Annotated in this window: 17 protein-coding genes and 1 tRNA gene; 11 read left to right on the top strand and 7 right to left on the bottom strand. The window is 62.3% G+C overall.

All coding sequences use genetic code 11. From position 1 onward, the window contains the following. Position 1 precedes the first annotated feature (1 nt). Positions 2 to 1,837, bottom strand: coding sequence for an ABC transporter ATP-binding protein (locus AAGS40_RS10235; RefSeq protein WP_345811152.1), 1,836 nt, complete (start codon positions 1,835 to 1,837; stop codon positions 2 to 4). Positions 1,838 to 2,537: 700 nt separating this feature from the next. On the opposite strand from AAGS40_RS10235, the gene AAGS40_RS10230 reads away from it, so the two are divergent. The 3 genes from AAGS40_RS10230 (at position 2,538) to AAGS40_RS10220 (ending at position 5,284) form a co-directional block, all read left to right on the top strand. Further along, complete coding sequence (locus AAGS40_RS10230; protein WP_345811151.1) at positions 2,538 to 3,602, top strand: glycosyltransferase family 4 protein; 1,065 nt, start codon at positions 2,538 to 2,540, stop codon at positions 3,600 to 3,602. A 214-nt stretch (positions 3,603 to 3,816) separates the two neighbouring features. Next, complete coding sequence (locus AAGS40_RS10225; protein WP_345811150.1) at positions 3,817 to 4,671, top strand: hypothetical protein; 855 nt, start codon at positions 3,817 to 3,819, stop codon at positions 4,669 to 4,671. A 148-nt stretch (positions 4,672 to 4,819) separates the two neighbouring features. Next, entirely contained in the window at positions 4,820 to 5,284 is a 465-nt protein-coding gene (locus AAGS40_RS10220) for a DUF2214 family protein (protein ID WP_345811149.1), read from the top strand. Positions 5,285 to 5,358: 74 nt separating this feature from the next. On the opposite strand, the gene AAGS40_RS10215 is transcribed toward AAGS40_RS10220, so the two are convergent. The 5 genes from AAGS40_RS10215 to AAGS40_RS10195 form a co-directional block, all read right to left on the bottom strand. Continuing rightward, positions 5,359 to 7,239: an ABC transporter ATP-binding protein gene (locus AAGS40_RS10215; protein WP_345811148.1), complete on the bottom strand. Its 1,881-nt coding sequence runs from the start codon at positions 7,237 to 7,239 to the stop codon at positions 5,359 to 5,361. A 520-nt stretch (positions 7,240 to 7,759) separates the two neighbouring features. Next, a tRNA-Val gene (locus AAGS40_RS10210) sits at positions 7,760 to 7,834 on the bottom strand. A gap of 48 nt (positions 7,835 to 7,882) precedes the next feature. Beyond that, positions 7,883 to 8,617 (bottom strand): DNA polymerase III subunit epsilon, encoded by a 735-nt coding sequence (gene dnaQ / locus AAGS40_RS10205; protein WP_345811147.1) that lies wholly within the window; start codon positions 8,615 to 8,617, stop codon positions 7,883 to 7,885. Between the two features lie 107 nt (positions 8,618 to 8,724). After that, positions 8,725 to 9,171 (bottom strand): ribonuclease HI, encoded by a 447-nt coding sequence (gene rnhA, locus AAGS40_RS10200; RefSeq protein WP_345811146.1) that lies wholly within the window; start codon positions 9,169 to 9,171, stop codon positions 8,725 to 8,727. Beyond that, a complete protein-coding gene (locus tag AAGS40_RS10195) occupies positions 9,168 to 10,190 on the bottom strand; it encodes a class I SAM-dependent methyltransferase (RefSeq protein WP_345811145.1) in 1,023 nt (340 codons plus the stop codon). The genes rnhA and AAGS40_RS10195 overlap by 4 nt, the downstream gene beginning before the upstream one ends. A gap of 19 nt (positions 10,191 to 10,209) precedes the next feature. On the opposite strand from AAGS40_RS10195, the gene gloB reads away from it, so the two are divergent. The 7 genes from gloB to AAGS40_RS10160 all read left to right on the top strand — a co-directional run bounded on the left by gloB (position 10,210) and on the right by AAGS40_RS10160 (position 20,636). Further along, positions 10,210 to 10,998, top strand: coding sequence for a hydroxyacylglutathione hydrolase (gene gloB, locus AAGS40_RS10190; RefSeq protein ID WP_345811144.1), 789 nt, complete (start codon positions 10,210 to 10,212; stop codon positions 10,996 to 10,998). Between the two features lie 160 nt (positions 10,999 to 11,158). Further along, positions 11,159 to 12,853, top strand: a complete 1,695-nt coding sequence (locus tag AAGS40_RS10185) for a transglycosylase SLT domain-containing protein (protein ID WP_345811143.1) — start codon at positions 11,159 to 11,161, stop codon at positions 12,851 to 12,853. A 233-nt stretch (positions 12,854 to 13,086) separates the two neighbouring features. Next, positions 13,087 to 14,328: an MFS transporter gene (locus AAGS40_RS10180; protein WP_345811142.1), complete on the top strand. Its 1,242-nt coding sequence runs from the start codon at positions 13,087 to 13,089 to the stop codon at positions 14,326 to 14,328. Between the two features lie 450 nt (positions 14,329 to 14,778). After that, entirely contained in the window at positions 14,779 to 15,933 is a 1,155-nt protein-coding gene (carA, locus tag AAGS40_RS10175; protein WP_345811141.1) for a glutamine-hydrolyzing carbamoyl-phosphate synthase small subunit, read from the top strand. Between the two features lie 205 nt (positions 15,934 to 16,138). Further along, positions 16,139 to 19,393 (top strand): carbamoyl-phosphate synthase large subunit, encoded by a 3,255-nt coding sequence (carB, locus tag AAGS40_RS10170; protein ID WP_345811140.1) that lies wholly within the window; start codon positions 16,139 to 16,141, stop codon positions 19,391 to 19,393. A 230-nt stretch (positions 19,394 to 19,623) separates the two neighbouring features. Next, positions 19,624 to 20,100: a transcription elongation factor GreA gene (gene greA / locus AAGS40_RS10165; protein ID WP_345811139.1), complete on the top strand. Its 477-nt coding sequence runs from the start codon at positions 19,624 to 19,626 to the stop codon at positions 20,098 to 20,100. A gap of 20 nt (positions 20,101 to 20,120) precedes the next feature. Continuing rightward, positions 20,121 to 20,636 (top strand): DUF4149 domain-containing protein, encoded by a 516-nt coding sequence (locus AAGS40_RS10160; RefSeq protein WP_345811138.1) that lies wholly within the window; start codon positions 20,121 to 20,123, stop codon positions 20,634 to 20,636. 190 nt (positions 20,637 to 20,826) lie between these two features. Here AAGS40_RS10160 and AAGS40_RS10155 read toward each other — a convergent pair whose 3' ends face one another. Further along, positions 20,827 to 21,354: a YhbY family RNA-binding protein gene (locus AAGS40_RS10155; protein WP_345811137.1), complete on the bottom strand. Its 528-nt coding sequence runs from the start codon at positions 21,352 to 21,354 to the stop codon at positions 20,827 to 20,829. Between the two features lie 190 nt (positions 21,355 to 21,544). On the opposite strand from AAGS40_RS10155, the gene AAGS40_RS10150 reads away from it, so the two are divergent. Continuing rightward, positions 21,545 to 22,207, top strand: coding sequence for an RlmE family RNA methyltransferase (locus tag AAGS40_RS10150; protein WP_345811136.1), 663 nt, complete (start codon positions 21,545 to 21,547; stop codon positions 22,205 to 22,207). Positions 22,208 to 22,345 lie beyond the last annotated feature (138 nt).

The following is a 22,345-nucleotide window of genomic DNA, read 5'->3' as shown; positions in this document are numbered from 1 at the left end:
CTCAGACGACGTGCTGTTCGTCCACCTTCTTACCGCCCACGTGCAACGTCGCGCCTTTGCCGTATTGCTTGGACAGCAGATCGCGATAAAGGCCCGGACGCTGACGCAACTCTTCGGGGCTGCCGTCGTCGATGACCTTGCCGGCGCTCATCACGATGATCCGGTCGAAGTTGTTCAACGTGGACAAGCGGTGCGCAATGGCAATCACCGTGCGACCGACCATCAGACGGTCGAGCGCCTTCTGGATTGCTTCTTCCGACGCGCTGTCGAGGGCCGACGTCGCTTCGTCGAGCAGCAGAATCGGCGCATTTTTCAGGATGGCCCGCGCAATCGCAATACGTTGACGCTGTCCGCCGGACAGCTTCACACCGCGGTCACCGACGATCGTGTCGAAACCTTCCGGCATTGCCTCGATGAAATCCGTGCAGCGCGCTTCCCGCGCGGCCGCGAGCACTTCTTCGCGGCTGGCCTCAGGGCGGCCATACGCGATGTTCTCGTAGACCGTGCGATGGAACAGCGAAATGTCCTGCGGCACCAGCGCAAGCGCGTGGCGCAAGCTGTCCTGCGTGATCGTGGCGATGTCCTGACCGTCGATTTTGATCGCGCCGCCCTGCGTCTCATAGAAGCGCTGCAACAGCGCGAGCACAGTCGACTTGCCGGCGCCCGACTTGCCGATCAGACCAACCCGCTGGCCGGGCTCGATATGCAGATCGAAGTGATCGAGAATCGGACGGCGGCGCGGATAGGCGAATGTCACGCCTTCGAAATCGACGCGGCCGCCTTGCGGCACGAGTTCGGTGGCGCCGTCGCGATCGGGCATGCCGTGCGGCTCCAGCAGCGTGCGCACGGCTTCCGCCAGACGCGCCACGTGCTGGGTCACGTCAACGAGCGCCACGGCCAGATCGCGGGTGCCGTGCAGGATCGTGAAGCCTAGCGAGCTGACCAGCACGATGTCACCGGACGTGGCCTTGCCCTGGTCCCACAGCCACAGCGCCCAGCCGAGCAGCCCCGCTGACAGCAGCGCGGTGATGACCGCATGCAGCAGGCGCAGCTTTTCGAGGTACAGCAGGCTCTGCTGGCGCGCATCCATTTCCGCCTTGACGGTGGCGCCGAAGCGTTGCTGTTCGCGAAACGTCATGCCGAAAGCGCGCACGAGCCCCATGTTGCTGATCACGTCGACGAGTTCGCCGTCCACCGACGCCGCCTTGGTCGCGAAATGATGGTGCCGCGCCGAGCCGCGGCCAGCAAGTTTGTAAAGGACGACGGACAAAATTGCAGAGCACAGCATCAAACCGGCGGCCATCAACGGATTCACCGCGATGATCATCACGATCGCGCCGAGCACCGCGATGCACGGCGGCAGCACGTTCCACGCGGTCGTGTTTTCGGCGGTGTAGACGGCGTTCGACGTGGCCGTGATCCGGCTCGCCAGCATGCCGGGCTGCTTCTCGGAATAGTAAGTGGGTGAGTGACCCGTCAGATACTGGAACAGATCGCGCCGCAAATCACCCGTTACCGCGACGAACGTATGCGCGGCGACCCATCCGCCGACCCGCCAAAGCATATTGTCCGCGGCGATCAGACCGACCAGGATGGCGAACGCGCCCCAAAGCGGCCCGGGATGATGGCGGCCTTCGCCGAGCACGTCGATCAGGTGCTTGATCGCGTACTGCGAGGCGAGCGCACAGCCCACGGCCGCGAACACGCTGCACAACACGATCGCGTGCGCGAGCGGGTGGCGGCGAATAAAGCGGAAGAGAAACGCAAGCGGCCGGTGCGCATAGCTCGCGAGCTGTGCGTTCTGGGCGTTACGCTGGGCGATGGTTAAGTGTTCCAATTGATCGTGGGTTCGATGGGTTTCGGGCTGTGCATGCAAAGTGTGGGCCACAAGAAAAAGGATTCTCCGGGAGGATTCACCGCGAAGCCGACGCTCGCATTGTAAACATGCAAAAGCGTTTGCGCCCTCTGTATCCGGGCCTGACGCGACTGATTTTGCGACGAGCCTGTGCAGGTCACATAAGCACCGGCAGGTTGGGGCGACGACCCATCCAGAAGGCAAGAAAAATTGGGATACAATTACAAATTGCATTCAATTGCGGTGCGGCATTTTTTCAACGCATACCGGCAAAGTTGGCGCTAGCGCCGCTCGTTGCCGTTTTGCGAAGCTCGCCGCACGCCAGTTGTTACTGTAGAACTGGCTTATAAAACAAGGGTTTGCAATGTGTTTCGCGCTTGTAACAACGTAAAGTCTTTGAAATGTTGTGGTGCAGCGTGAAGCTCGGCATCGATAATGCATCGTCTGCGAGCCCATCGAAATTTCTGACAGTTTGTCAACGCAGGTGTGATGTGCGCGTTTAATTGCACATGCCCGGCGCGGACCAACCAGTCCGGGCTTCAACTCAAGCGATTCATTGCAGGATTTCTCGAAAGAATCAGGCCCGCGCCGGTGTTGCCGGGCAGACCACCCTGGCGAGCAAGCGAGTCGCTTTTAACAAACGCAGTATTTTTGCCTGATTTTTTACGAGGAGTTTTCCATTATGCGAATCGCTCAAATCGCTCCGCTGCACGAGGCGGTTCCCCCCAAGCTGTACGGTGGTACGGAACGCGTGGTGTCCTATCTGACCGAAGCGCTGGTCGAGCAGGGCCACGACGTCACGCTCTTTGCGAGCGGCGATTCGCAGACCTCGGCGAAACTCGAGGCTTTCTGGCCGCAGGCGCTGCGCCTCGACCCGACGATCCGCGACGTGATGGCGCCGCACATGCTGTTGCTCGAAGAAGTGCGCCGCCGCGCGGACGAATTCGACGTGCTGCATTTCCACATCGACTACTACCCGTTCTCCCTCTTCGAGCGTCAGCCGGTGCCGTTCCTGACCACGCTGCACGGTCGTCTGGATCTGCCGGAACTGCAGCCGATTTTCAACACGTTCAAGGACGTGCCGGTGGTGTCGATCTCGGACAACCAGCGTCTGCCGCTGCAACAGGCAAACTGGCTGCAAACGGTGTATCACGGCCTGCCGGAAAACCTGCTCACGCCGATCAAGGACGTGCAACCGGACTATCTGGCGTTCCTCGGCCGCATTTCGCCGGAAAAGCGTCTGGACCGCGCGATCCGCATCGCCGAACAGGTCGGCATGAAGATCAAGGTCGCCGCCAAGCTGGACAAGGCTGACCGCGCATACTACGAAGAAGTCATCAAGCCGCTGATGGCGCTGCCGCACGTCGAGTACATCGGCGAAATCAGCGAATCGGAAAAGACCGAGTTTCTCGGTAACGCTCATGCGCTGCTGTTCCCGATCGACTGGCCGGAGCCCTTCGGCCTCGTGATGATCGAGGCCATGGCGTGCGGTACGCCGGTGATCGCGTTCAACCGTGGTTCGGTGCCGGAAGTGATCGAGAACGGCGTGTCGGGTTTTGTCGTCGAAGACGAAATCAGCGCAGTTGCCGCAGTGAATCGCCTGAGCACGCTGCCGCGCGCGAAGGTGCGCGAGGCTTTCGAGGCACGCTTCTCGTCCAAGGTGATGGCGCAGAACTATGTCGCCACTTACGAAGAACTGCTGCGCCAAAAGCACCGCACGGTGCTGCGCGAAGTCAACGCCAGCTAAGGTTCGCATCGGGCGCTCGTGCGCTCCGCCGCTTCTTGCAACGCCCCGCATGCCACCGGCCTGCGGGGCGTTGTTGCATGCGCGCCGCGTTTTTTTCTGTCGACGTCTGAAAACGGCGCTTTCATGGCGCGGATAACAGGACGCCTTTCGTAATATCCCTATAATGGCCCTGCCGCGAATCCCAATGCGGTGCCGCCGACGACAGGAGGATGCTTTGGCGAGAACGAAAGAGACGCGTGCGAACGCGGCGCCCGGCGCCGGAATGATTTTCGCGCTGCGCGCCATCGGTCTCGTACTGCTGGCCCGCTGGCTCTTTTCCATGGCGCAGATGGATCTGGGCGCGTCGTTGTCGGCGATGGCGTCGTCGCCGTGGGCGTGCATCAACCTCGTCTTCCTGTTCCTGCTGATTTTTCTGCCGGGCGCGCGCGCTGTCGCGGAGCGTCCGTTTCATCCGCTGCCGCAATGGCTGCGGCAGGCGGTGCGTCTGTTTGCTTTCCTCGGTTTTCTGTTCGCGGTCTGGTCCGTCGGCGCGTTTGTGGCAAGCGCCGGCTGGCGGCGCGCGGCGCAAGCGGTGGCGGCCACCAACGGCTGGCTGCTCGCCGCGCCCGCGCTGTACGCGGCCGTCATGTGGATCTGCCGGCCGCGCGCGTTGTGGCGGACCAATATCGCGGCGCGCCGGTTTGCGATTGGCCGTTACGCGATTGCACTGGATCCCGCCACGCGCACCGTGATCGTGTGGGCGGAGCGTCGCAAGGTTGGCCAATACGACGCGCGCGAATTGTCCGTGCGCTGGCCGTCAGGGCAGGGCGCGCCCGCGACGCCTGCGCCTGCCGCCGTTGCGTTCAGCGCGGCAGGCGGCGAATCCGGAACGCTGGCTTCGCGGCCCGCCACCGCAGGTGCGCCCACGCTCGCGCGCGGCGCATTCGGGCGTCGTCCGAAAATTGAATTGTTGTGGGACTCGCCGGCTGCGGCAGGTCACAATCGGCAAACGGTGTTTCGCGCCGCGCTCACCACTGAGAATGACCGCGTCGCCGCGCGTGCGCTCGACACGTCCTTGCAGCAGGTCTGACACGAAAGCTTGATGAGGGTCAACCAGATATAGTGGTGCACGCGCTCGTGGTTGAATGAGCGGTCGCACAAAGTCAAGTCGTGCCGTGCTTCGTTTCGAGGCCGGCGTGCCGGGTACGCGTTTTATCGGGTCGTTTGCAGGAGTCGCCATGCTGGTTCGCTGGTTACTTGCCGCTCTTCATCTGCTTGCGTATGGTTTTGCGCTTGCGTCGATCCTGCGACGCACCTGGGCGTTGCGCCGCGCGACAGTGCCGGCCGCCTTGCGCTCGGTGTTTCGGGCCGACACCGGCTGGGGTGTGTCTGCGCTGGTGCTGATCGTCACGGGTTTGATACGGGCTTTCGGCAGTTATGAAAAGGGCGCCGATTACTACCTGCATGAACCGCTTTTTCACGTGAAGATGGCCCTGCTCGTGGCCATCATCGTGCTGGAAGTGCCTTCCATGCTTGCGTTGATGCGCTGGCGCGCGTCGTTGAGCGCGCGCACCGCGCCGGACTTGCGCAAGGCGCGTTCATACGCGCGTCTCAGTGTCATTCAGACAGTGCTGCTCGTGCTGATGGTGTTCGCCGCAACAGGCATGGCCCTCGGTGTCGGACTGTCAGCCGGCGCGGCGTAGGCGTCGGATTGCGTCCATAGAAAAACGGAGCCGCACGTGCGAGCGTGCGGCTCCGTTTCATTTGATGCTTCGATCTACTTGCTGACCAGCAGACTCGCGTCGTCGTTGCGGCTCGTGCGTGCAGCGCTGGCTTTAGCGTCGAGCACTTCCGGCTCTCCCAGACCTTTGATCAACTCCAATGCCTGGCGCTCGAAGAGCCGCCGGTACAGACCGTTTTCGCGCCTGATCAGCGCTTCGTGACTGCCTTCTTCAATCACGCTGCCTTTGTCCAGCACCAGCAACCGGTCCAGCGCACGCACCGTCGACAGACGATGCGCGACCACCAGCGTCGTGCGGCCCGTCATCAGCCGCTCCATCGCCTGCTGGATCAGCACTTCGCTCTCGCTGTCGAGACTCGACGTTGCTTCGTCGAGAATCAGGATGGGGGCATCGGCGAGAAATGCGCGCGCGATCGCCACGCGTTGACGCTCGCCGCCCGACAACTTCACGCCGCGTTCTCCGACCAGTGTGTCGTAGCCGTTTGGCAGTGCGGTGATGAAGTCGTGCGCGCTTGCCAGCTTCGCGGCCCGCTCGATGTCGGCGCGGCTTGCGTCGGGACGTGCATACGCGATGTTTTCGGCGAGCGAGCGGTGAAATAGCACCGGCTCCTGCTGCACGATCGCAATCTGGCTGCGCAACGACGCTTGCCGCACCTGAGCGATATCCTGACCGTCGATCGTGATGCGACCGCCGGTCACGTCATATAGCCGCTGGATCAGCTTGATGAAGGTCGTTTTGCCGGAGCCGGAATGCCCGACCAGGCCGATACGTTCACCCGGCGCGATGTGCACCGAGAAGTCGTCGTACAGCGGCGTGGCGTTCGCGCCGTAGTGAAAAGTCACCTGCTCGAAGCGGATTTCACCTTTGCTGATGACGATCGGCCGCGCGCCCGGACGATCCTCGATGCCGGAAGGCTGGCTTTCCAGCGACACCAGTTCTTCCATGTCATTGACCGAGCGTTGCAGATTGCGGATGTGCATGCCCACGTCGCGCAGATAGCCTTGCAGCATGAAAAACGTGGTGAGCGCGAACGTGATGTCGCCGACGCCCGCTTTGCCGTGCGCCCACATGAGCAGCGCGACGCCGAGAATCGCCGCCTGGATCGCGACCAGCATGCCGCCCTGAACGCCGCCGTTGATCGTGCCGCGTACCCAGGTGCGGCGCGTGCGGTGGCGCCACTTGTCGATCACGCGCGCAAGCAGCCGTTCTTCGCGCTCCTCCGCGCCGAACGCCTTGACCACGCCGTTGCAACTGACCGCGTCGGCGAGTGCGCCGCCCATGCGCGTGTCCCACGCATTTGCAAGACGTGCGGCGGGCGCGACGAAGCCGAGCGACAGCGCGACCGTCGCGACGATATACACGATCGAGCCGATTCCGACCACCACGCCCATCAACGGCCAGCGCCAGCCGAGCAGGCCCGCGGAACCGATCAGCATGACCAGTGACGGCAGCAGCGCGATCAGCAGCGTGTCGTTGAGCAGGTCGAGCGCCCACATGCCGCGCGTGATTTTGCGCACCGTCGATCCGGCGAAGCTGTTGGCGTGCCAGTCGGTCGAAAAACGCTGCACGCGATGGAATGCGTTGGCCGCGATCTCGCTCATCATCTTCAGCGTGAGCCGGATGATGTTGAAGTACACGCCTTGCCGCAGCAGCGTTGCACCGATGCCAAGCGCGGCGAGCGCGGCGAAGGCGGTGAGCGCCGCGCGCCATGCGAGCGCATTGCTCGCCGAACCGGATGCAATGGCGTCGACGAGGCGGCCGGCGAACAGCGGCGTGAGTACGTCCGCGAGCGCCGAGAGCAGCGCCAGCATGGCAATGACGACGACGCGCCAGGGTTGCCGCCCCCAGTGCAGGAAGGTAAAGCCAAGGACGTCCTTGAAGGCTTGCCCGCGAAAGTCGAGTTTTTTTCTGGTCATATGCCGCGACCCGGCGACGCGTGAGCGCGCCGAGTTTCCAGTCAGAAGCGAAAGGAGCAGACAGTCGGCGCAATGGACGCGCCAGCAGTAAGACGGGAGACTGTCTGAGAGTATGTGCGGAACGCTAATGGGCGAAACCGCTTGAGCGATGACTCGACCGCACGCCGAATTCGCGGCGGCAGCGATTAACGTGAGTGTTGCAACGTCAATGCAGTGAGCACGATCGCGCGACCATGTCAGGGTAAGCGAAGAACACGGTGATCATGTGACGCCTCCCTATAGCCGGAAAGGTTGGAAAGTGGACGGGGCGAAGGCCCGAACGCCAACTATATCAGCGGCATTGAGACGTCGCAATCGTACGAAGTTTCGTTGTTGATTGCCCACTATGCGCAGCTTGGGCACTCAACCATCAGAAAGGGATTCTTCGCACAGCAAACGAAACTGGAAACCCAAAACGGAAAAGGGCTTACGCATTCCTGAGTAAGCCCTTTTTTCTTCGGTGATCGACACACCAAAATTCTGGTGGGTAGTACTGGGATCGAACCAGTGACCCCTGCCGTGTGAAGGCAGTGCTCTACCGCTGAGCTAACCACCCGAAGAGAGCCGAATTATGTCAGGGATTCTCAGGCTCGTCCAGCACTTTTTAAGCGGTTTGCTCATGCGTAGCGAGGGTCGGCTCGACACGCCAGACGCTCGTACCCTTGATCGCTTTATCGAGGCCATCGAGCACGGCCTGATGGGCGGCGAGTTCATCGTCGCTGGCGGCAATCACGATCAGATCGAGCGACGCAATCGCGACGCGCGGCGCGTTCGCATCACCCGCGCCATGCGACTCGCCGAGCATGTCGATGACAAGACTTTCCTGGCCGCGCGTCATTGCCAGATAAACCTCGGCGAGCAGTTCCGAGTCGAGCAGTGCGCCGTGCAGCGTGCGGTGTGCATTGCTGATGCCGAAGCGGTCGCACAGCGCGTCGAGCGAATTGCGCTTGCCCGGGAACATCTGCTTGGCGCGCGCGAGCGTGTCGATGATCTCGCCGCAGTAGGTGCTCACCGGCGGCAAGCCAAGCAGCGAGAATTCGGCGTCGAGAAAGCCGATGTCGAACGGCGCGTTGTGAATGATCAGGTCCGCGCCCTGGATGAAGTCGCGGAACTGGTCGGCGATCTCGGCGAACTTCGGCTTGTCGCTGAGAAATTCGGTGGTCAGGCCGTGCACGGCGAGCGCGCCCGGATCGCTGTCGCGCTCCGGGTTGATGTAGAAGTGCAGGTTGTTGCCGGTCAAGCGGCGATTCACCAGTTCCACGCAGCCGAGTTCGAGAATCCGGTCGCCTGTGCGCGCGTTCAGGCCGGTGGTTTCGGTGTCGAGAATGAGTTGACGCATGTCGGAGTAGCCTGCTTCAAAAATGTGCGCCACGCCCTCGCGAGGCTGGCGCTGACACTTACACGTTGATGTGGATCGTTATGGGCGATCGCCAGTGATGCGTTGCTTCACATCTGCGTGAGCGATGCGACGCCACGATTGGCCAACTGGTCGGCCCGCTCGTTTTCCGGATGACCGTTGTGGCCGCGCACCCAGCGCCACTCGATCTCGTGCTGCGCGACGAGCGCGTCGAGCCGTTTCCACAGGTCGGCGTTTTTCACCGGCTGCTTCGCGGCCGTGATCCAGCCTTTCTTCTTCCAGCCGTGAATCCATTCGCTGATGCCTTTTTGCACGTATTGCGAGTCGGTGTGCACGACCGCTTTGCACGGGCGCTTCAATGCTTCGAGCGCGGCGATTACCCCCATCAGCTCCATCCGATTGTTGGTGGTGTTGGCTTCGCCGCCGAACAATTCCTTTTCCTGGTCGCCGAAGCGCAGCAGCGCGCCCCAGCCGCCAGGGCCGGGGTTGCCCTTGCAGGCGCCGTCGGTATAAATGTCGATCGTGTTGGCAGTCATTGAGTGGGGTTGCGTGTATTCGGGGTCGCGGCGGCCGCAAGGCCCGCGGCGAGAACGGGTTTTTTCACTTTCAGCGGCCCAACGAGGCGCATGCCGCGCACGCGCTTGATCGCCTTGATCATGTAGGTGGCGCCAAAAATGGGCCACCAGCGATCGCCGGCGGCTTCCATGAACGCGTAGCGCGACAGCCATTGATCGCTGCCAAGCGGCGGACGATAGCAGCCGAAGCGCCCGCGTTCAAGGTCGAAGCCGAGCAGCTTGATCCAGTCCTTCAACCGCGTGAAAGCGATCAGATCGACTGCGGACGGCACGAAAGGCCGGCCGGTCATCTTGCCGACCGACTGCCGCGCGCCCCACAGCGATAACGAATTGAAGCCAAGAATGATCAGCTGACCTTCCGGCATCAGCACGCGCTCCGCTTCACGCAGCAGACGGTGCGGATCGCTCGTAAATTCCAGCGTGTGCGGCATCACGATCAGGTCCACGCTCTGCGCTTCGAAGGGCAGGTCGAGCAGGTCGCACCATACGGCGCTACGGCCGGAGGGCGCCGATAGCGTATGCGGCAAGCCGTAGGTGGCACCGTTGCCCGCGCCGCTGTTGACTGCGCCAGCCGTGCTTCCGACGCCGACATCCACGCCAGCGCCAGCGCCGCCAGCCGTGCCATCGCCCGCACCGTTGTGAGCGCCGCTGCGGGTGCCGCGGGGCACGTCGCCGATCATGCCGGCATGCAAGCCGCTGTCAGGCGGATTGGCTGCGAAGCCGGCACCACGGCCGTGGCCGCTGCCACGCGGAAAGGTGTAGGGCGCGCTTGCGCCGCTCGCCGCGTCGAGCACGAGGCCGCGGCAAGGCATACGGTTTTCGCGCAGCGCGTCGAGTTGCGGCAGCCCGAGTTGCAGCGCGTGGTAGCCGAACACGTCCGACACCACGCGGTCGAGCTGGGTCTGCTCCCAGTCGAGCACGTAGCGCCCGGGTGGCGAGTCGGTCCAGGCGGGCCAGTCTATAATCGCTCGGTCAGTCATATCAGAGAATGCGTCGCCTATGAATGCGCTCGAGTACGTACCGGTCCCGGCGTTTGATGACAATTACATCTGGGTCGTTTCCGACGGACGCCATGCGGTCGTCGTCGATCCGGGTGAAGCCGCCCCCGTGCGGGCGTATCTCGCGAAGCGGGGGTGGAGGCTGAGCGCTATTTTACTCACGCACCACCATCAAGACCACGTCGGTGGGGTGGCCGATCTGCTGAATGGCCAGGCCGTGCCCGTCTACGGCCCCGCTGGTGAAGCGATCGAGCATCTCACGCACCGTCTCGAAAACGGCGATCGCGTGTCGATTGCGGCACCCGCGCTCGAATTGGGCGTGCTCGACGTGCCCGGCCACACGAGCGGCCACATCGCCTATTTTCAGGCGGCCGATCCGCAGGGCACGCCGCACGTGTTTTGCGGCGACACGTTGTTCGCGTGCGGCTGCGGCCGGCTGTTCGAAGGCACGCCGCGGCAGATGCTGGCCTCGCTGGACGCGCTCGCCGCGCTGCCCGGCAACACGGAGGTGCATTGCGCGCATGAGTACACGCTGTCGAACATCCGCTTTGCGCTCGCGTGCGAGCCAGATAACGCCGAACTTCAGGCGTGGCGCGACAAGGCAACCGGACTGCGTGCCCGCAACCTGCCGACGCTGCCCACCACCATCGCTCACGAACGCGCAGTGAACCCGTTCCTGCGCGCCGACCACGCGACGTTGCAGGCTACCTTGCGGGAGCAGTTGCATGAATCGGTGCCGGATCGATTAACGGCTTTTACGCTGATGCGCGAATGGAAAAATCGCTTCTGATGACAGGATGCGAATTAGGACATTGCTCATGAATTAAATCGGAAAAATTCGCCAAGCCCAAGATTTGCTTGATTTTTTCATAACTTTCCGATTGACGTAAACGTTGCCGTTTCGTACTATCGGCTGCAAATTCCAGCCCTTTGTGGAAGCCGAGACGTTCATGAGATTTATCTTAAGTGCGTTGCTGGTCCTTACGCTCGCTGCTTGCGCAAGCCAGGGACCGACAACGAATAGCTCTACCACCGCAACCAATCCCGCCACTCAGCAAGCAGTCGCTGACGCCCTTCGCAAGACTTCCGCCGCAAAAGAAACGATCAACGTCGACCAAGGTTCGGTCACGCAACTGACCAGCGCCGACGCCGACCTGTGGGGTCGTATTCGCCGTGGGTTCCAGATGCCCGACCTGCAAACCGACCTCGTCGACATGCAGGTGAACTGGTATGCGCAGCGTCCCGACTACGTGCAGCGCATGACCGAGCGTTCGCAGAAGTACCTGTATCACATCGTCGAGGAGCTCGAGGCGCGCCATATGCCGACCGAGCTTGCGCTGCTGCCGTTCATCGAATCGGCGTATAGCCCGCAGGCGTTGTCGGTCGCGAAGGCGGCGGGCATGTGGCAGTTCATGCCGGGCACGGGCCGCACGTACAACCTCAAGCAGAACATGTGGCAGGACGAACGCCGCGACGTGCTGGCCTCCACCAGCGCCGCGCTCGACTACCTCTCACGCCTGCACGACATGTTCGGCGACTGGCAGCTCGCGCTCGCCGCATACAACTGGGGCGAGGGCAATGTGCAACGCGCTATTGCGCGCAACGAGGCGGCGGGGCTGCCCACCGACTATCTCAGCCTGCGCATGCCGAACGAGACGCGCAATTACGTGCCGAAGCTGCAGGCAGTCAAGAACATCGTGATGAACCCGCAAATGTACGGGCTCACGCTGCCTTCCATTCCCAATCACCCGTATTTCGTCACGGTCACCACGTCGCACGATATCGACGTGGACATGGCTGCCAGGCTCGCCAATCTCTCCACGGACGAATTCCGTTCGCTGAACCCGTCGTTTCGCAAGCCGGTGATTCTCGGCGCCACGCAGCCGCAGATCCTGCTGCCGTTCGACAATGCCAGCGCGTTCGAGCGCAATCTGAAGACGTATTCCGGCTCGCTGTCGTCGTGGACGACGTACACCGTGACCGAGCGTGCGGCGCCGTCGGCGATCGCCCAGAAGATCGGTGTGGACACCGACACGCTGATGGAAGTGAACAAGATTCCGGCCGGCATGCGTCTGAAGCCGGGCTCGACGATCGTCGTGCCGCGCGGTTCGGACGACGACGAAGATATCAGCGCCGACGTCGCCGAAAGTGCGGTGCTGGCGATGGAGCCGGATGTCCCCGACACGCGCAAGATGCTGATTCGCGTGCGCCGTAACCAGTCGGTCGCGGCAATTGCTTTGCGCTACGGCGTGTCGGTCGGTCAGGTGAAGGCGTGGAATCACACGCACCGCGATCAGGTGTCGCGCGGCCAGGTAGTCGTGCTGCACGTTCCCGTCGGCAAACCCATGCCCACCGAGCCGGGTCCGGAACGCATCGCGGCAGACGTGCAGGGCGGTGGCGTGCAGAAGATCGGCACCCACGTCGCGGACACGAGAAGCGAATCGCGCAACGACAGGAAAAAAGGTCGTGGCCACTCGCCGGTCGTGAGAGTGTCGGAGCCGGTGGGCAAGGTTAGCAAGCCGACAGCGTCGAGCGCCAGCAATGGCAAGGTGACCAAAGTGTCGGCTTCCACGGCGGGCAAATCGTCGAAGTCAGCCGCCGAGGGCCGCTCGAAAACCGCGGCCAACGCGAAGAAGGGCAAGTAGGCCACTTACACCACATACGCCACACACGCGGCTCCCACGGTCCTGACGTCATGCACTGTAGGCGCGGCACGCGAACGTCGCTCTGATCGCACGCACCGTGGTTTTAACGCCGTCACTCGCCGTGACGGCGTTTTTCATTGCGGCCCTGTCTGTCATGGGGTCACGCGCGCCGAACCGGCGCATTTCCTTTATCGTTTGGGCTCTGGCCGGTGCGGCTTCCATCCTTGAACTCTATGTCGTCGACCCAATGGCGTGTCTTCCTGCTGTTTTCCGCGGGATATTTTGTTTCCTACGTGTTTCGTGGCGTCAATCTGGGCTTCGCGCCTTTCATCACGCGCGACCTCGGTTTGTCGGCGGCGGATCTGGGTCTGCTGACGAGTCTTTATTTTCTGGGTTTTGCCGGCGCGCAGATTCCGGCGGGCGTGCTGCTCGACCATTTTGGCGCGCGGCGTGTGACGGCGGGCACGTTGCTGTTCGCGGCGCTCGGTATCGGGGTGTTCGGCGCTGCGCACAGTCTGGGCGTGATGATGATCGGGCGGCTGCTGATCGGCATCGGCGTGTCCGTGTGTTTGGGTGCGGCATTCAAGGCGCTCGCGCAGCACTTCGCGTCCGCGCGTCTTCCGCTGATGAATGGTCTCGTGATGGCGATCGGCGGCTTCGGCGGGGTGATGGTCGGCTCGCCGTTGACGTGGGTGCTGGGTTTCGCAAGCTGGCGGTCTGTGTGCGTCGGACTGGGACTGCTGACCGTGCTGGTTGCGCTCGCGCAGTGGACGCTCGCGCCGGATAGCAACGACACGCATCAACGGGCGAGCATCGGCACGCAGTTCAAAGGCACGTTGCATATCCTCGGGAGTGGCGCCTTCTGGAAAATCGCCTCATTCTCGGTGGTGACGCAGGGCGTCTTTTACGCGATGCAATCGCTGTGGGTGGGCGCGTGGTTGCGCGACGTGCAGGGCTTCGAGCCGCGTGAGGCGGCCGCGCTCGTGTCGATTCTCGGCTTCGCGATGATGGCGGGCTGCGTCGGCTTCGGCGCGGCGGCGCGCAGCCTGGAGCGGCGCGGCATCTCGCTGTATGCGTTTTGTGGTGTCGGCATGGCGCTGTATGTCGTGACGCAGTTGCTGATCATGTTCAACGCGCCGCTGCCGGCAGGGCTGCTCTGGGCCGCATACGGCGTGTTCGGCGGCACGGGCATTCTGAGTTATGCGGTCATGGCACGGCACTTCCCGGCGCAGATGATCGGCCGCGTGAACACGACGCTGACGCTCATCATTTTCCTGTTGATCTTCGGCTTCCAGATTGGCGTGGGCGCGGTGCTTTCGCACTGGCCGGCGAGCGGCGGCCACTATCCGGCGGCCGCGCATCGCGCCGCGTGGACCATTCTCCTCGTGCTGCAAGTGCTGAGCGCGATCTGGTACGTGCTGCCGGGTCGCGTGCTGGCTCAACCTGAGCAGGCAGGCGCCGGGCAGCAGGTCTGAGCGGCAGGCGGGGAAGAATAGGGGCAGATGTGTGTGTTCCCTGAGCTATCCCGAATTCGCGCCACGTGAACATGAAGGGCCTCGCCGAACGCCCCGACCGGCAGCGCTTGCGCCGTTCAGGCGGGGTCCGTTCCAGCGCCGGCCTGTCATCTCGGATTTGAGGGAAGGGTAGTTTCACGCTATAATTTGAAGGTTTGAGCTTATCAACCCGCACCCTAGCGCCTACCTCTCCCATACCGTTCATCCGCCGCGCGCCATTTGCGTCGCAAGCAGGGCCCTGCACCCAGCCGATCCGTCCACACAATGGACTCATCGCGCCCCGGCAACCGCCCCTTGCAACACCAAGGCTGCACGCGAGCGAGTCTGCGCGCACATCGTCTGATGCATGCCGCTGCGGCTCGCAAACCGGATAGGCAGGTCGGCAACAGGGTGTTCCTCAAGGAGTTTCCCGTGTTGCCGTCATTTTCTCCCGCTCTGCTCGCGCTCGCCGACGGCACGGTCTTTCGTGGTTACTCGATCGGCGCCCCCGGGCATACCATCGGCGAAGTCGTGTTCAACACCGCTATCACCGGCTATCAGGAAATCCTGACAGACCCGAGCTACGCGCGCCAGATCGTGACCCTCACGTATCCGCATATCGGCAACGTCGGCGTGAACGCCGAAGATGTCGAGGCGACGAAAGTCCATGCCGCTGGCCTGATCATTCGCGATCTGCCGGTTCTCGCGTCGAATTTCCGCATGGAGCGCACGCTCCCGCAATACCTGAAGGACGAAGGCGTAGTGGCCATTGCCGGTCTCGACACCCGCATGCTCACGCGCGTGCTGCGTGACAAGGGCGCGCAGAATGGCGCGATCCTCGCCGGTTCCGACGACGAAGCCCGCGCAATCGAACTTGCGCGCTCGTTCCCGGGCCTGTCCGGCATGGACCTCGCGAAAGTCGTGTCCACGAAAGACCGGTACGAATGGACGCAGACTGAGTGGCGTCTGGGCGAAGGCTACGGCACGCAAACCGCGCCGAAATACCGGGTGGTCGCATTCGATTACGGCGTCAAGTACAACATTTTGCGCATGCTGGCCGAGCGCGGCTGCCAGGTCACGGTGCTGCCGGCGCAAGCCAGCGCCGCCGACGCGCTTGCGCTCAACCCAGACGGCGTGTTCCTGTCGAACGGTCCAGGCGATCCCGAGCCGTGCGATTACGCCATCTCGGCTACGAAAGAGTTGATCGAGCGCGGCATTCCCACGTTCGGCATCTGCCTCGGCCATCAGATCATGGGTCTTGCGGTCGGCGCGAAAACCGTGAAGATGAAAACCGGCCACCACGGCGCGAACCATCCGGTCAAGGATATGGACGACGGCCGCGTCGTTATCACGTCGCAGAATCATGGGTTCGCGGTCGACGCGAACACGCTGCCCGCCAACGCAAAAGTCACGCACGTTTCGCTGTTCGACGGCACGCTGCAAGGCTTCGCGCTGACCGACAAGCCGGCGTTCTGCTTTCAGGGTCACCCGGAAGCGTCGCCCGGTCCGCACGACATCGCCTATCTGTTCGACCGCTTCACGGCGTTGATGGACGCGAGTAAAGCCGGCAAGAGCGCAGCGGCCTGAGGCGGCCGGCACTGCACAGCATGTGATGCGCGCAGTTGGCGCGCGGTTCGCAGCGCGACGCACTCAGCCAACGCGAGTGCGCTCGACGCGAAGCAGGCCGCAGTCGACCGAGCGCACGCAGCAGAGCGCATACAGCAGAGCGCGCGCAACGTCGCACTGACGCGCGCCAACGGAAAGAACACAGGAATACATTAGCGAGAGCGTTATGCCGAAGCGGACAGACATCAAGAGCATCCTCATTATCGGCGCGGGTCCGATCATCATCGGCCAGGCGTGCGAGTTCGACTATTCGGGCGCGCAGGCCTGCAAGGCGCTGCGAGAGGAAGGCTACAAGGTCATTCTCGTCAACAGCAATCCGGCGACGATCATGACCGACCCGAACACGGCCGACGTCACCTACATCGAGCCGATCACCTGGGAAGTGGTGGAACGCATCATTGCCAAGGAGCGCCCCGACGCGATCCTGCCGACAATGGGCGGCCAGACCGCGCTGAACTGCGCGCTGGATCTGCACGCGCACGGCGTGCTGGAGAAATACAAGGTCGAGCTGATCGGCGCGTCGCCGGAAGCGATCGACAAGGCGGAAGACCGCCAGAAGTTCAAGGACGCGATGACCAGAATCGGTCTCGGTTCGGCCAAGTCGGGCACCGCGCACTCCATGGAAGAAGCGCTGCAGGTGCAGGCCGATATCGCTGCGCAAACGGGCAGCGGCGGTTATCCGGTCGTGATCCGTCCGTCGTTCACGCTAGGCGGTTCGGGCGGCGGTATCGCGTATAACCGTGACGAATTCGAGGAAATCTGCAAGCGCGGTCTCGACCTGTCGCCCACGCGCGAACTGCTGATCGAAGAATCGCTGCTTGGCTGGAAAGAGTACGAGATGGAAGTGGTCCGCGACAGGAAGGACAACTGCATCATCGTCTGCTCGATCGAAAATCTGGACCCGATGGGTATTCACACCGGCGACTCGATCACCGTCGCGCCGGCGCAAACGCTCACCGACAAGGAATACCAGGTGCTGCGTAATGCGTCGCTCGCGGTGCTGCGCGAAATTGGCGTGGATACCGGCGGCTCGAACGTGCAGTTTTCGATCAATCCGAAAGACGGCCGGATGATCGTGATCGAAATGAATCCGCGTGTGTCACGCTCGTCGGCGCTGGCTTCGAAAGCCACCGGTTTTCCGATCGCCAAGGTCGCTGCGAAGCTCGCCGTCGGCTACACGCTCGACGAGTTGAAAAACGAAATCACCGGCGGCCAGACACCGGCGTCGTTCGAACCCACGATCGATTACGTCGTCACGAAGATTCCGCGTTTCGCGTTCGAGAAATTCCGCGAAGCCGATTCGCGCCTCACCACGCAGATGAAGTCGGTCGGCGAGGTGATGGCGATTGGCCGCACTTTCCAGGAATCTTTCCAGAAGGCGCTTCGCGGTCTGGAAGTCGGCGTCGACGGTCTGGATGAAACGACCGACAACCGCGACGAAATCATTCGCGAAATCGGCGAAGCAGGCCCGGACCGTATCTGGTACGTGGGCGACGCCTTCCGTGTCGGCATGACGGCCGAAGAGATTTTCGAAGAAACGTCGATCGACCCGTGGTTCCTCGCGCAGATCGAACAGATCATCCTGAAGGAAAAGGCGCTGGCCGGCCGTACGCTCGCCAGCCTGTCGAAGGAAGAGCTCAAGTATCTGAAGCAAAGTGGTTTCTCGGACCGTCGTCTGGCGAAGCTGCTTGGCGCGAAGCCGGCCGACGTGCGCGCGCGCCGTATCGAGCTGAACGTGCGTCCGGTGTACAAGCGGGTGGACACGTGCGCCGCCGAGTTCGCCACGAAAACCGCGTACATGTACTCGACCTACGAGGAAGAGTGCGAAGCCAACCCGACGAACAACAAAAAGATCATGGTGCTGGGCGGCGGTCCGAACCGGATCGGCCAGGGCATCGAGTTCGACTACTGCTGCGTGCACGCCGCGCTCGCGATGCGCGAAGACGGCTACGAAACGATCATGGTCAACTGCAACCCTGAGACCGTGTCGACCGACTACGACACGTCCGATCGCCTGTACTTCGAATCGCTGACGCTCGAAGACGTGCTCGAAATCGTCGACAAGGAAAAACCGGTCGGCGTGATCGTGCAATACGGCGGCCAGACGCCGCTGAAGCTCGCGCTCGACCTCGAAGCGAACGGCGTGCCGATCATCGGCACGTCGCCGGACATGATCGATGCCGCCGAAGACCGCGAGCGTTTTCAGAAGCTGCTGCAGGATCTCGGTTTGCGTCAGCCGCCGAACCGCACCGCGCGCGCGGAAGACGAAGCGCTCAAGCTCGCCGATGAAATCGGCTACCCGCTGGTGGTGCGTCCGTCGTACGTGCTGGGTGGCCGTGCGATGGAAATCGTTCACGAGCCGCGCGACCTCGAACGCTACATGCGCGAGGCGGTCAAGGTGTCGAACGACTCGCCGGTGCTGCTCGACCGCTTCCTGAACGACGCGATCGAATGCGACGTGGATTGCATTTCGGATGGCGAAGCGGTGTTCATCGGCGGCGTGATGGAGCACATCGAACAGGCAGGCGTGCATTCGGGCGACTCGGCCTGCTCGTTGCCGCCGTACTCGCTGTCGAAGGAGACGGTTGCCGAACTGAAGCGTCAAACGGGCGCCATGGCGAAGGCGCTGAACGTGGTCGGCCTGATGAACGTGCAGTTCGCAATCCAGCAAGTGCCGCAGGCAGATGGCTCGAAAGAGGACATCATCTACGTGCTCGAAGTCAATCCGCGTGCGTCGCGCACGGTGCCGTACGTGTCGAAGGCGACCAGCCTGCCGCTCGCGAAGATCGCGGCGCGCGCCATGGTCGGCCAGAAGCTCGCGGCCCAGGGCGTGACGAAGGAAATCGACCCGCCGTACTTCAGCGTGAAAGAAGCGGTGTTCCCGTTCGTGAAATTCCCGGCAGTCGATCCGGTGCTCGGACCGGAAATGCGCTCGACCGGTGAGGTGATGGGCGTGGGTAAGACCTTCGGCGAAGCGCTGTTCAAGTCGCAGCTCGCCGCGGGTTCGCGTTTGCCGGAGTCGGGCACGGTGCTGCTGACCGTGATGGACGCCGACAAGCCAAAGGCCGTCGAAGTCGCGCGCATGCTGCATGAACTCGGCTATCCCATCGTGGCCACCAAGGGCACCGCTGCCGCGATAGAAGCCGCGGGCGTACCGGTCAAGGTCGTCAACAAGGTGAAGGACGGCCGTCCGCACATTGTCGACATGATCAAGAACGGTGAGATCGCGCTGGTCATCACGACCGTCGACGAAACGCGTGCGGCCATTGCGGACTCGCGCTCCATCCGCATGAGCGCCCAGGCAAACAAGGTCACGTACTACACGACAATGTCCGGCGCGCGCGCGGCCGTCGAAGGTTTGCGCTATCTGAAGAACCTCGAAGTCTATGATTTACAAGGGCTGCATGCTCGCCTAAACTAAGGCTTCGAATACCTGTCCGAGATGTAAGTGCCGCGGTTAAGCGGCGTTCCGTTGGTGCTGGGCCCGGGTTTTGCGCGGGTCGCCGGCTCCCGCAGAATGCACTTAACCGCGGTGATTTTTTTTACGGCCGCTTTTTGTTCAATGCGCTTGTGGACCTGCCGCCTGTAGTCAGGCTTCCTGCAGCGCCGCGGGACACTCAGGGCGGCCCGGCGTTTTCTCGAGAGTTGTTTATGAGCACTATTCCTTTGACTAAGCGCGGCGCAGACATGTTGCGCGATGAGTTGCAGCGCCTGAAATCGGTTGAGCGTCCGTCCGTGATCAACTCGATTGCGGAAGCGCGCGCGCAGGGCGATCTGTCGGAAAACGCGGAATACGACGCCGCGAAAGAAAAGCAGGGCTTTATCGAAGGCCGCATTGCCGAGATCGAGTCGAAGCTGGCCGGCGCGCAGGTGATCGATCCGGCCGCAGTGGAGGCCGACGGCCGTGTAGTGTTCGGCGCCACGGTCGAGCTGGAAGATCTGGACTCGGGTGCGTCGGTTAAATATCAGATCGTCGGCGACGACGAAGCGGATATCGACCACGGTCTCATCTCCATCAGCTCGCCGATTGCGCGCGCACTGATCGGCAAGTCGGAAGGCGACGTGGCGTCGGTGCAGGCACCGGGCGGCGTGCGCGAGTACGAAATCATCGCAGTCAGTTACGTGTGAAGGCGGCGACGGTGTCTTTGATGCCGCATCGTTTCTTCCGTCTGCTGACGGTGGTATGGGTCGGAAGTCTGCTGACTATCGGCTATGCCGTTGCGCCCGTGCTGTTCACGTCGCTGGATCGCATGGCGGCGGGCGCGGTCGCCGCGCAGTTATTTCGTATTGAAGGCCTGCTGGGCGCAGTCTGCGGCATCTTGCTGCTAGGGCTTGCCAATGTACTGGTTCGGCGCGGCGCGGACGCTTACCGGCGCCTGCGCTGGTTGATTGCCGGGATGCTGGTCTGCGTGCTGGTCGGCTATTTCGCGTTGCAGCCGTTCATGAACGCAATACGCATGGCCGCGCTCGAGGCAGGCACCGACGTGGGCCACTCTGCTTATGCGACGCGTTTCGGCATCTTGCACGGCGTGTCGAGTCTGTTTTATCTGATCGAGAGTCTGCTGGGCGTGGCGCTGGTGTGGAAGCTGCCGGCTGGCGCTGGCGTGGTGTTGGCGGAGACAGAGCAGGGCGCGCGCCGTGATGCGCGGAAGGTGGCGGGTTAAAAGCGTGAGGCCGGAGCGTGAGGCCTGACGCGTTGCGCTTCTAATCAACGTGGCCGGCTCGCGTAACCCGCTGGTGGCCTTGCTGAATGGCCAACGGTGCGAACTTCGATCAAATGCCGCGTTTGCTGCAGGGTGTGAACTGAAGGGCGCAAACCAAGGGCGTAACCCGTAGCCCGCACCCCTTACCCGTTTATTTCGACGACTGATGCGCGCGCTTCGCGCTGCTTTGACGCTTCTTCGCGCGTTTGATGTTGCCGCCTTGCGTGACGCGCTCGTTGCCACGCACTACCACCGCCTTGGCCTTCGGCTTGCGCATAGGAATTTCACTGGGCTTCACCACTTTCACGACGCGCGGTGCGCGGCCTTTACCCGGCTTGGGTTCGATGGCGGCCTCACGAGCGCTCGGCAGCGCGCCGCGCTTCGCCTTGACCGCCGGTTGCGCGTGCTCCGGTTTCCAGATCACCAGCAGCTTGCCGATATGCTGGATGGGCGCTGCATCCAGCTTGTCGCAGATTTCTTCGTAGATCGCGAGGCGAGCTTCGCGTTCGTCGCCGAACACGCGGATCTTGATGAGCTGGTGGGCGTCGAGGTGAACCTGGATTTCGGACAGCACAGCGTCGGTCAAGCCTTCGGCGCCGATGAGCACGACCGGTTTGAGCGCATGTGCCTGTGAGCGCAACTCGGCGCGTTGGTCGGAGGAGACTTTGAGGGCTGTCATGAAAAGTGGGAGACTCGACTAAAATGGCGGCACCTGCAGTCCGGTCATGGTTGATCGGCTGGAATGGGCAGGTGGCGCGTCAGGACTACAGAATCGCGGATGACTGCCGGTAGATCTGGCGGTGGCCGCGCGAATTAACCGCGTATTATCCGCTAAAGCGCGACACGACGCAGCAAGAGTTCAACGTTTAATGGCAAAAAACAAGTTCAATACCGCGTGGCTGCACGACCACATCAACGATCCCTACGTGAAGATGGCACAGCGGGAGGGCTATCGCGCTCGCGCCGCCTACAAGCTGAAAGAAATCGATGAGCAGGACAAGCTGATCCGCCCGGGCCAGGTGATCGTCGACCTTGGTTCCACGCCGGGCAGCTGGAGCCAGTACGCGCGCAATAAACTCGCGCGGGGTGCGCAGCGCGACGCGGAACGGGAAGGTGGAATCGACGGTACGATCATTGCGCTCGATATCCTGCCAATGGAGCCGGTCGCCGACGTGCATTTCATTCAGGGCGACTTTCGCGAAGACTCGGTTCTCGCCCAGCTGGAAGAATTGGTGGGAGAACGCCAGGTTGATCTTGTAATTTCAGATATGGCACCCAACCTGTCTGGAGTGGCGGTGGCGGATGCCGCGCGGATCGAACACCTGTGCGATCTCGCGCTGGAATTCTCGCAGAATCACTTGAAACCGGATGGTGCCCTTTTAGTCAAATGCTTTCACGGCAGCGGTTACAGCCAGATTGTCGAAAAGTTCAAGCATCAGTTTAAGGTGGTGGCGGCCCGCAAGCCGAAAGCTTCGCGGGACAAGTCGTCAGAGACATTTATTTTGGGTAAGCATCTTAAGCGTTCCTCGTAGGACGCTGCAGGACGGATCCGCATCTGCCGATAATGCACTTGGGCGTCAGATATTGGCGCATCTGTGACTCGCTACACTATTTCTGTGGTAGCGAAAGCTTATGGCAGGGGTCTGCGGACTGGATTAGAATGCTTTCGT

The sequence above is a fragment of the Paraburkholderia sp. PREW-6R genome (assembly GCF_039621805.1).
Classification (GTDB): Bacteria; Pseudomonadota; Gammaproteobacteria; order Burkholderiales; family Burkholderiaceae; genus Paraburkholderia.
The sequence above is the reverse complement of the archived record's forward strand: the minus strand, read 5'-3'. Positions and strand labels throughout refer to the sequence as shown.

Excerpts from the sequence above, each read along its gene's own strand:
- AAGS40_RS10230 (WP_345811151.1), top strand. The coding sequence starts at position 2,538 with ATGCGAATCGCTCAAATCGCTCCGCTGCACGAGGCGGTTCCCCCCAAG.
- AAGS40_RS10220 (WP_345811149.1), top strand. The coding sequence starts at position 4,820 with ATGCTGGTTCGCTGGTTACTTGCCGCTCTTCATCTGCTTGCGTATGGT.
- AAGS40_RS10215 (WP_345811148.1), bottom strand. The coding sequence starts at position 7,239 with ATGACCAGAAAAAAACTCGACTTTCGCGGGCAAGCCTTCAAGGACGTC.
- dnaQ (WP_345811147.1), bottom strand. The coding sequence starts at position 8,617 with ATGCGTCAACTCATTCTCGACACCGAAACCACCGGCCTGAACGCGCGC.
- rnhA (WP_345811146.1), bottom strand. The coding sequence starts at position 9,171 with ATGACTGCCAACACGATCGACATTTATACCGACGGCGCCTGCAAGGGC.
- AAGS40_RS10195 (WP_345811145.1), bottom strand. The coding sequence starts at position 10,190 with ATGACTGACCGAGCGATTATAGACTGGCCCGCCTGGACCGACTCGCCA.
- gloB (WP_345811144.1), top strand. The coding sequence starts at position 10,210 with ATGAATGCGCTCGAGTACGTACCGGTCCCGGCGTTTGATGACAATTAC.
- AAGS40_RS10185 (WP_345811143.1), top strand. The coding sequence starts at position 11,159 with ATGAGATTTATCTTAAGTGCGTTGCTGGTCCTTACGCTCGCTGCTTGC.
- AAGS40_RS10180 (WP_345811142.1), top strand. The coding sequence starts at position 13,087 with ATGTCGTCGACCCAATGGCGTGTCTTCCTGCTGTTTTCCGCGGGATAT.
- carB (WP_345811140.1), top strand. The coding sequence starts at position 16,139 with ATGCCGAAGCGGACAGACATCAAGAGCATCCTCATTATCGGCGCGGGT.
- greA (WP_345811139.1), top strand. The coding sequence starts at position 19,624 with ATGAGCACTATTCCTTTGACTAAGCGCGGCGCAGACATGTTGCGCGAT.
- AAGS40_RS10160 (WP_345811138.1), top strand. The coding sequence starts at position 20,121 with ATGCCGCATCGTTTCTTCCGTCTGCTGACGGTGGTATGGGTCGGAAGT.
- AAGS40_RS10155 (WP_345811137.1), bottom strand. The coding sequence starts at position 21,354 with ATGACAGCCCTCAAAGTCTCCTCCGACCAACGCGCCGAGTTGCGCTCA.
- AAGS40_RS10150 (WP_345811136.1), top strand. The coding sequence starts at position 21,545 with ATGGCAAAAAACAAGTTCAATACCGCGTGGCTGCACGACCACATCAAC.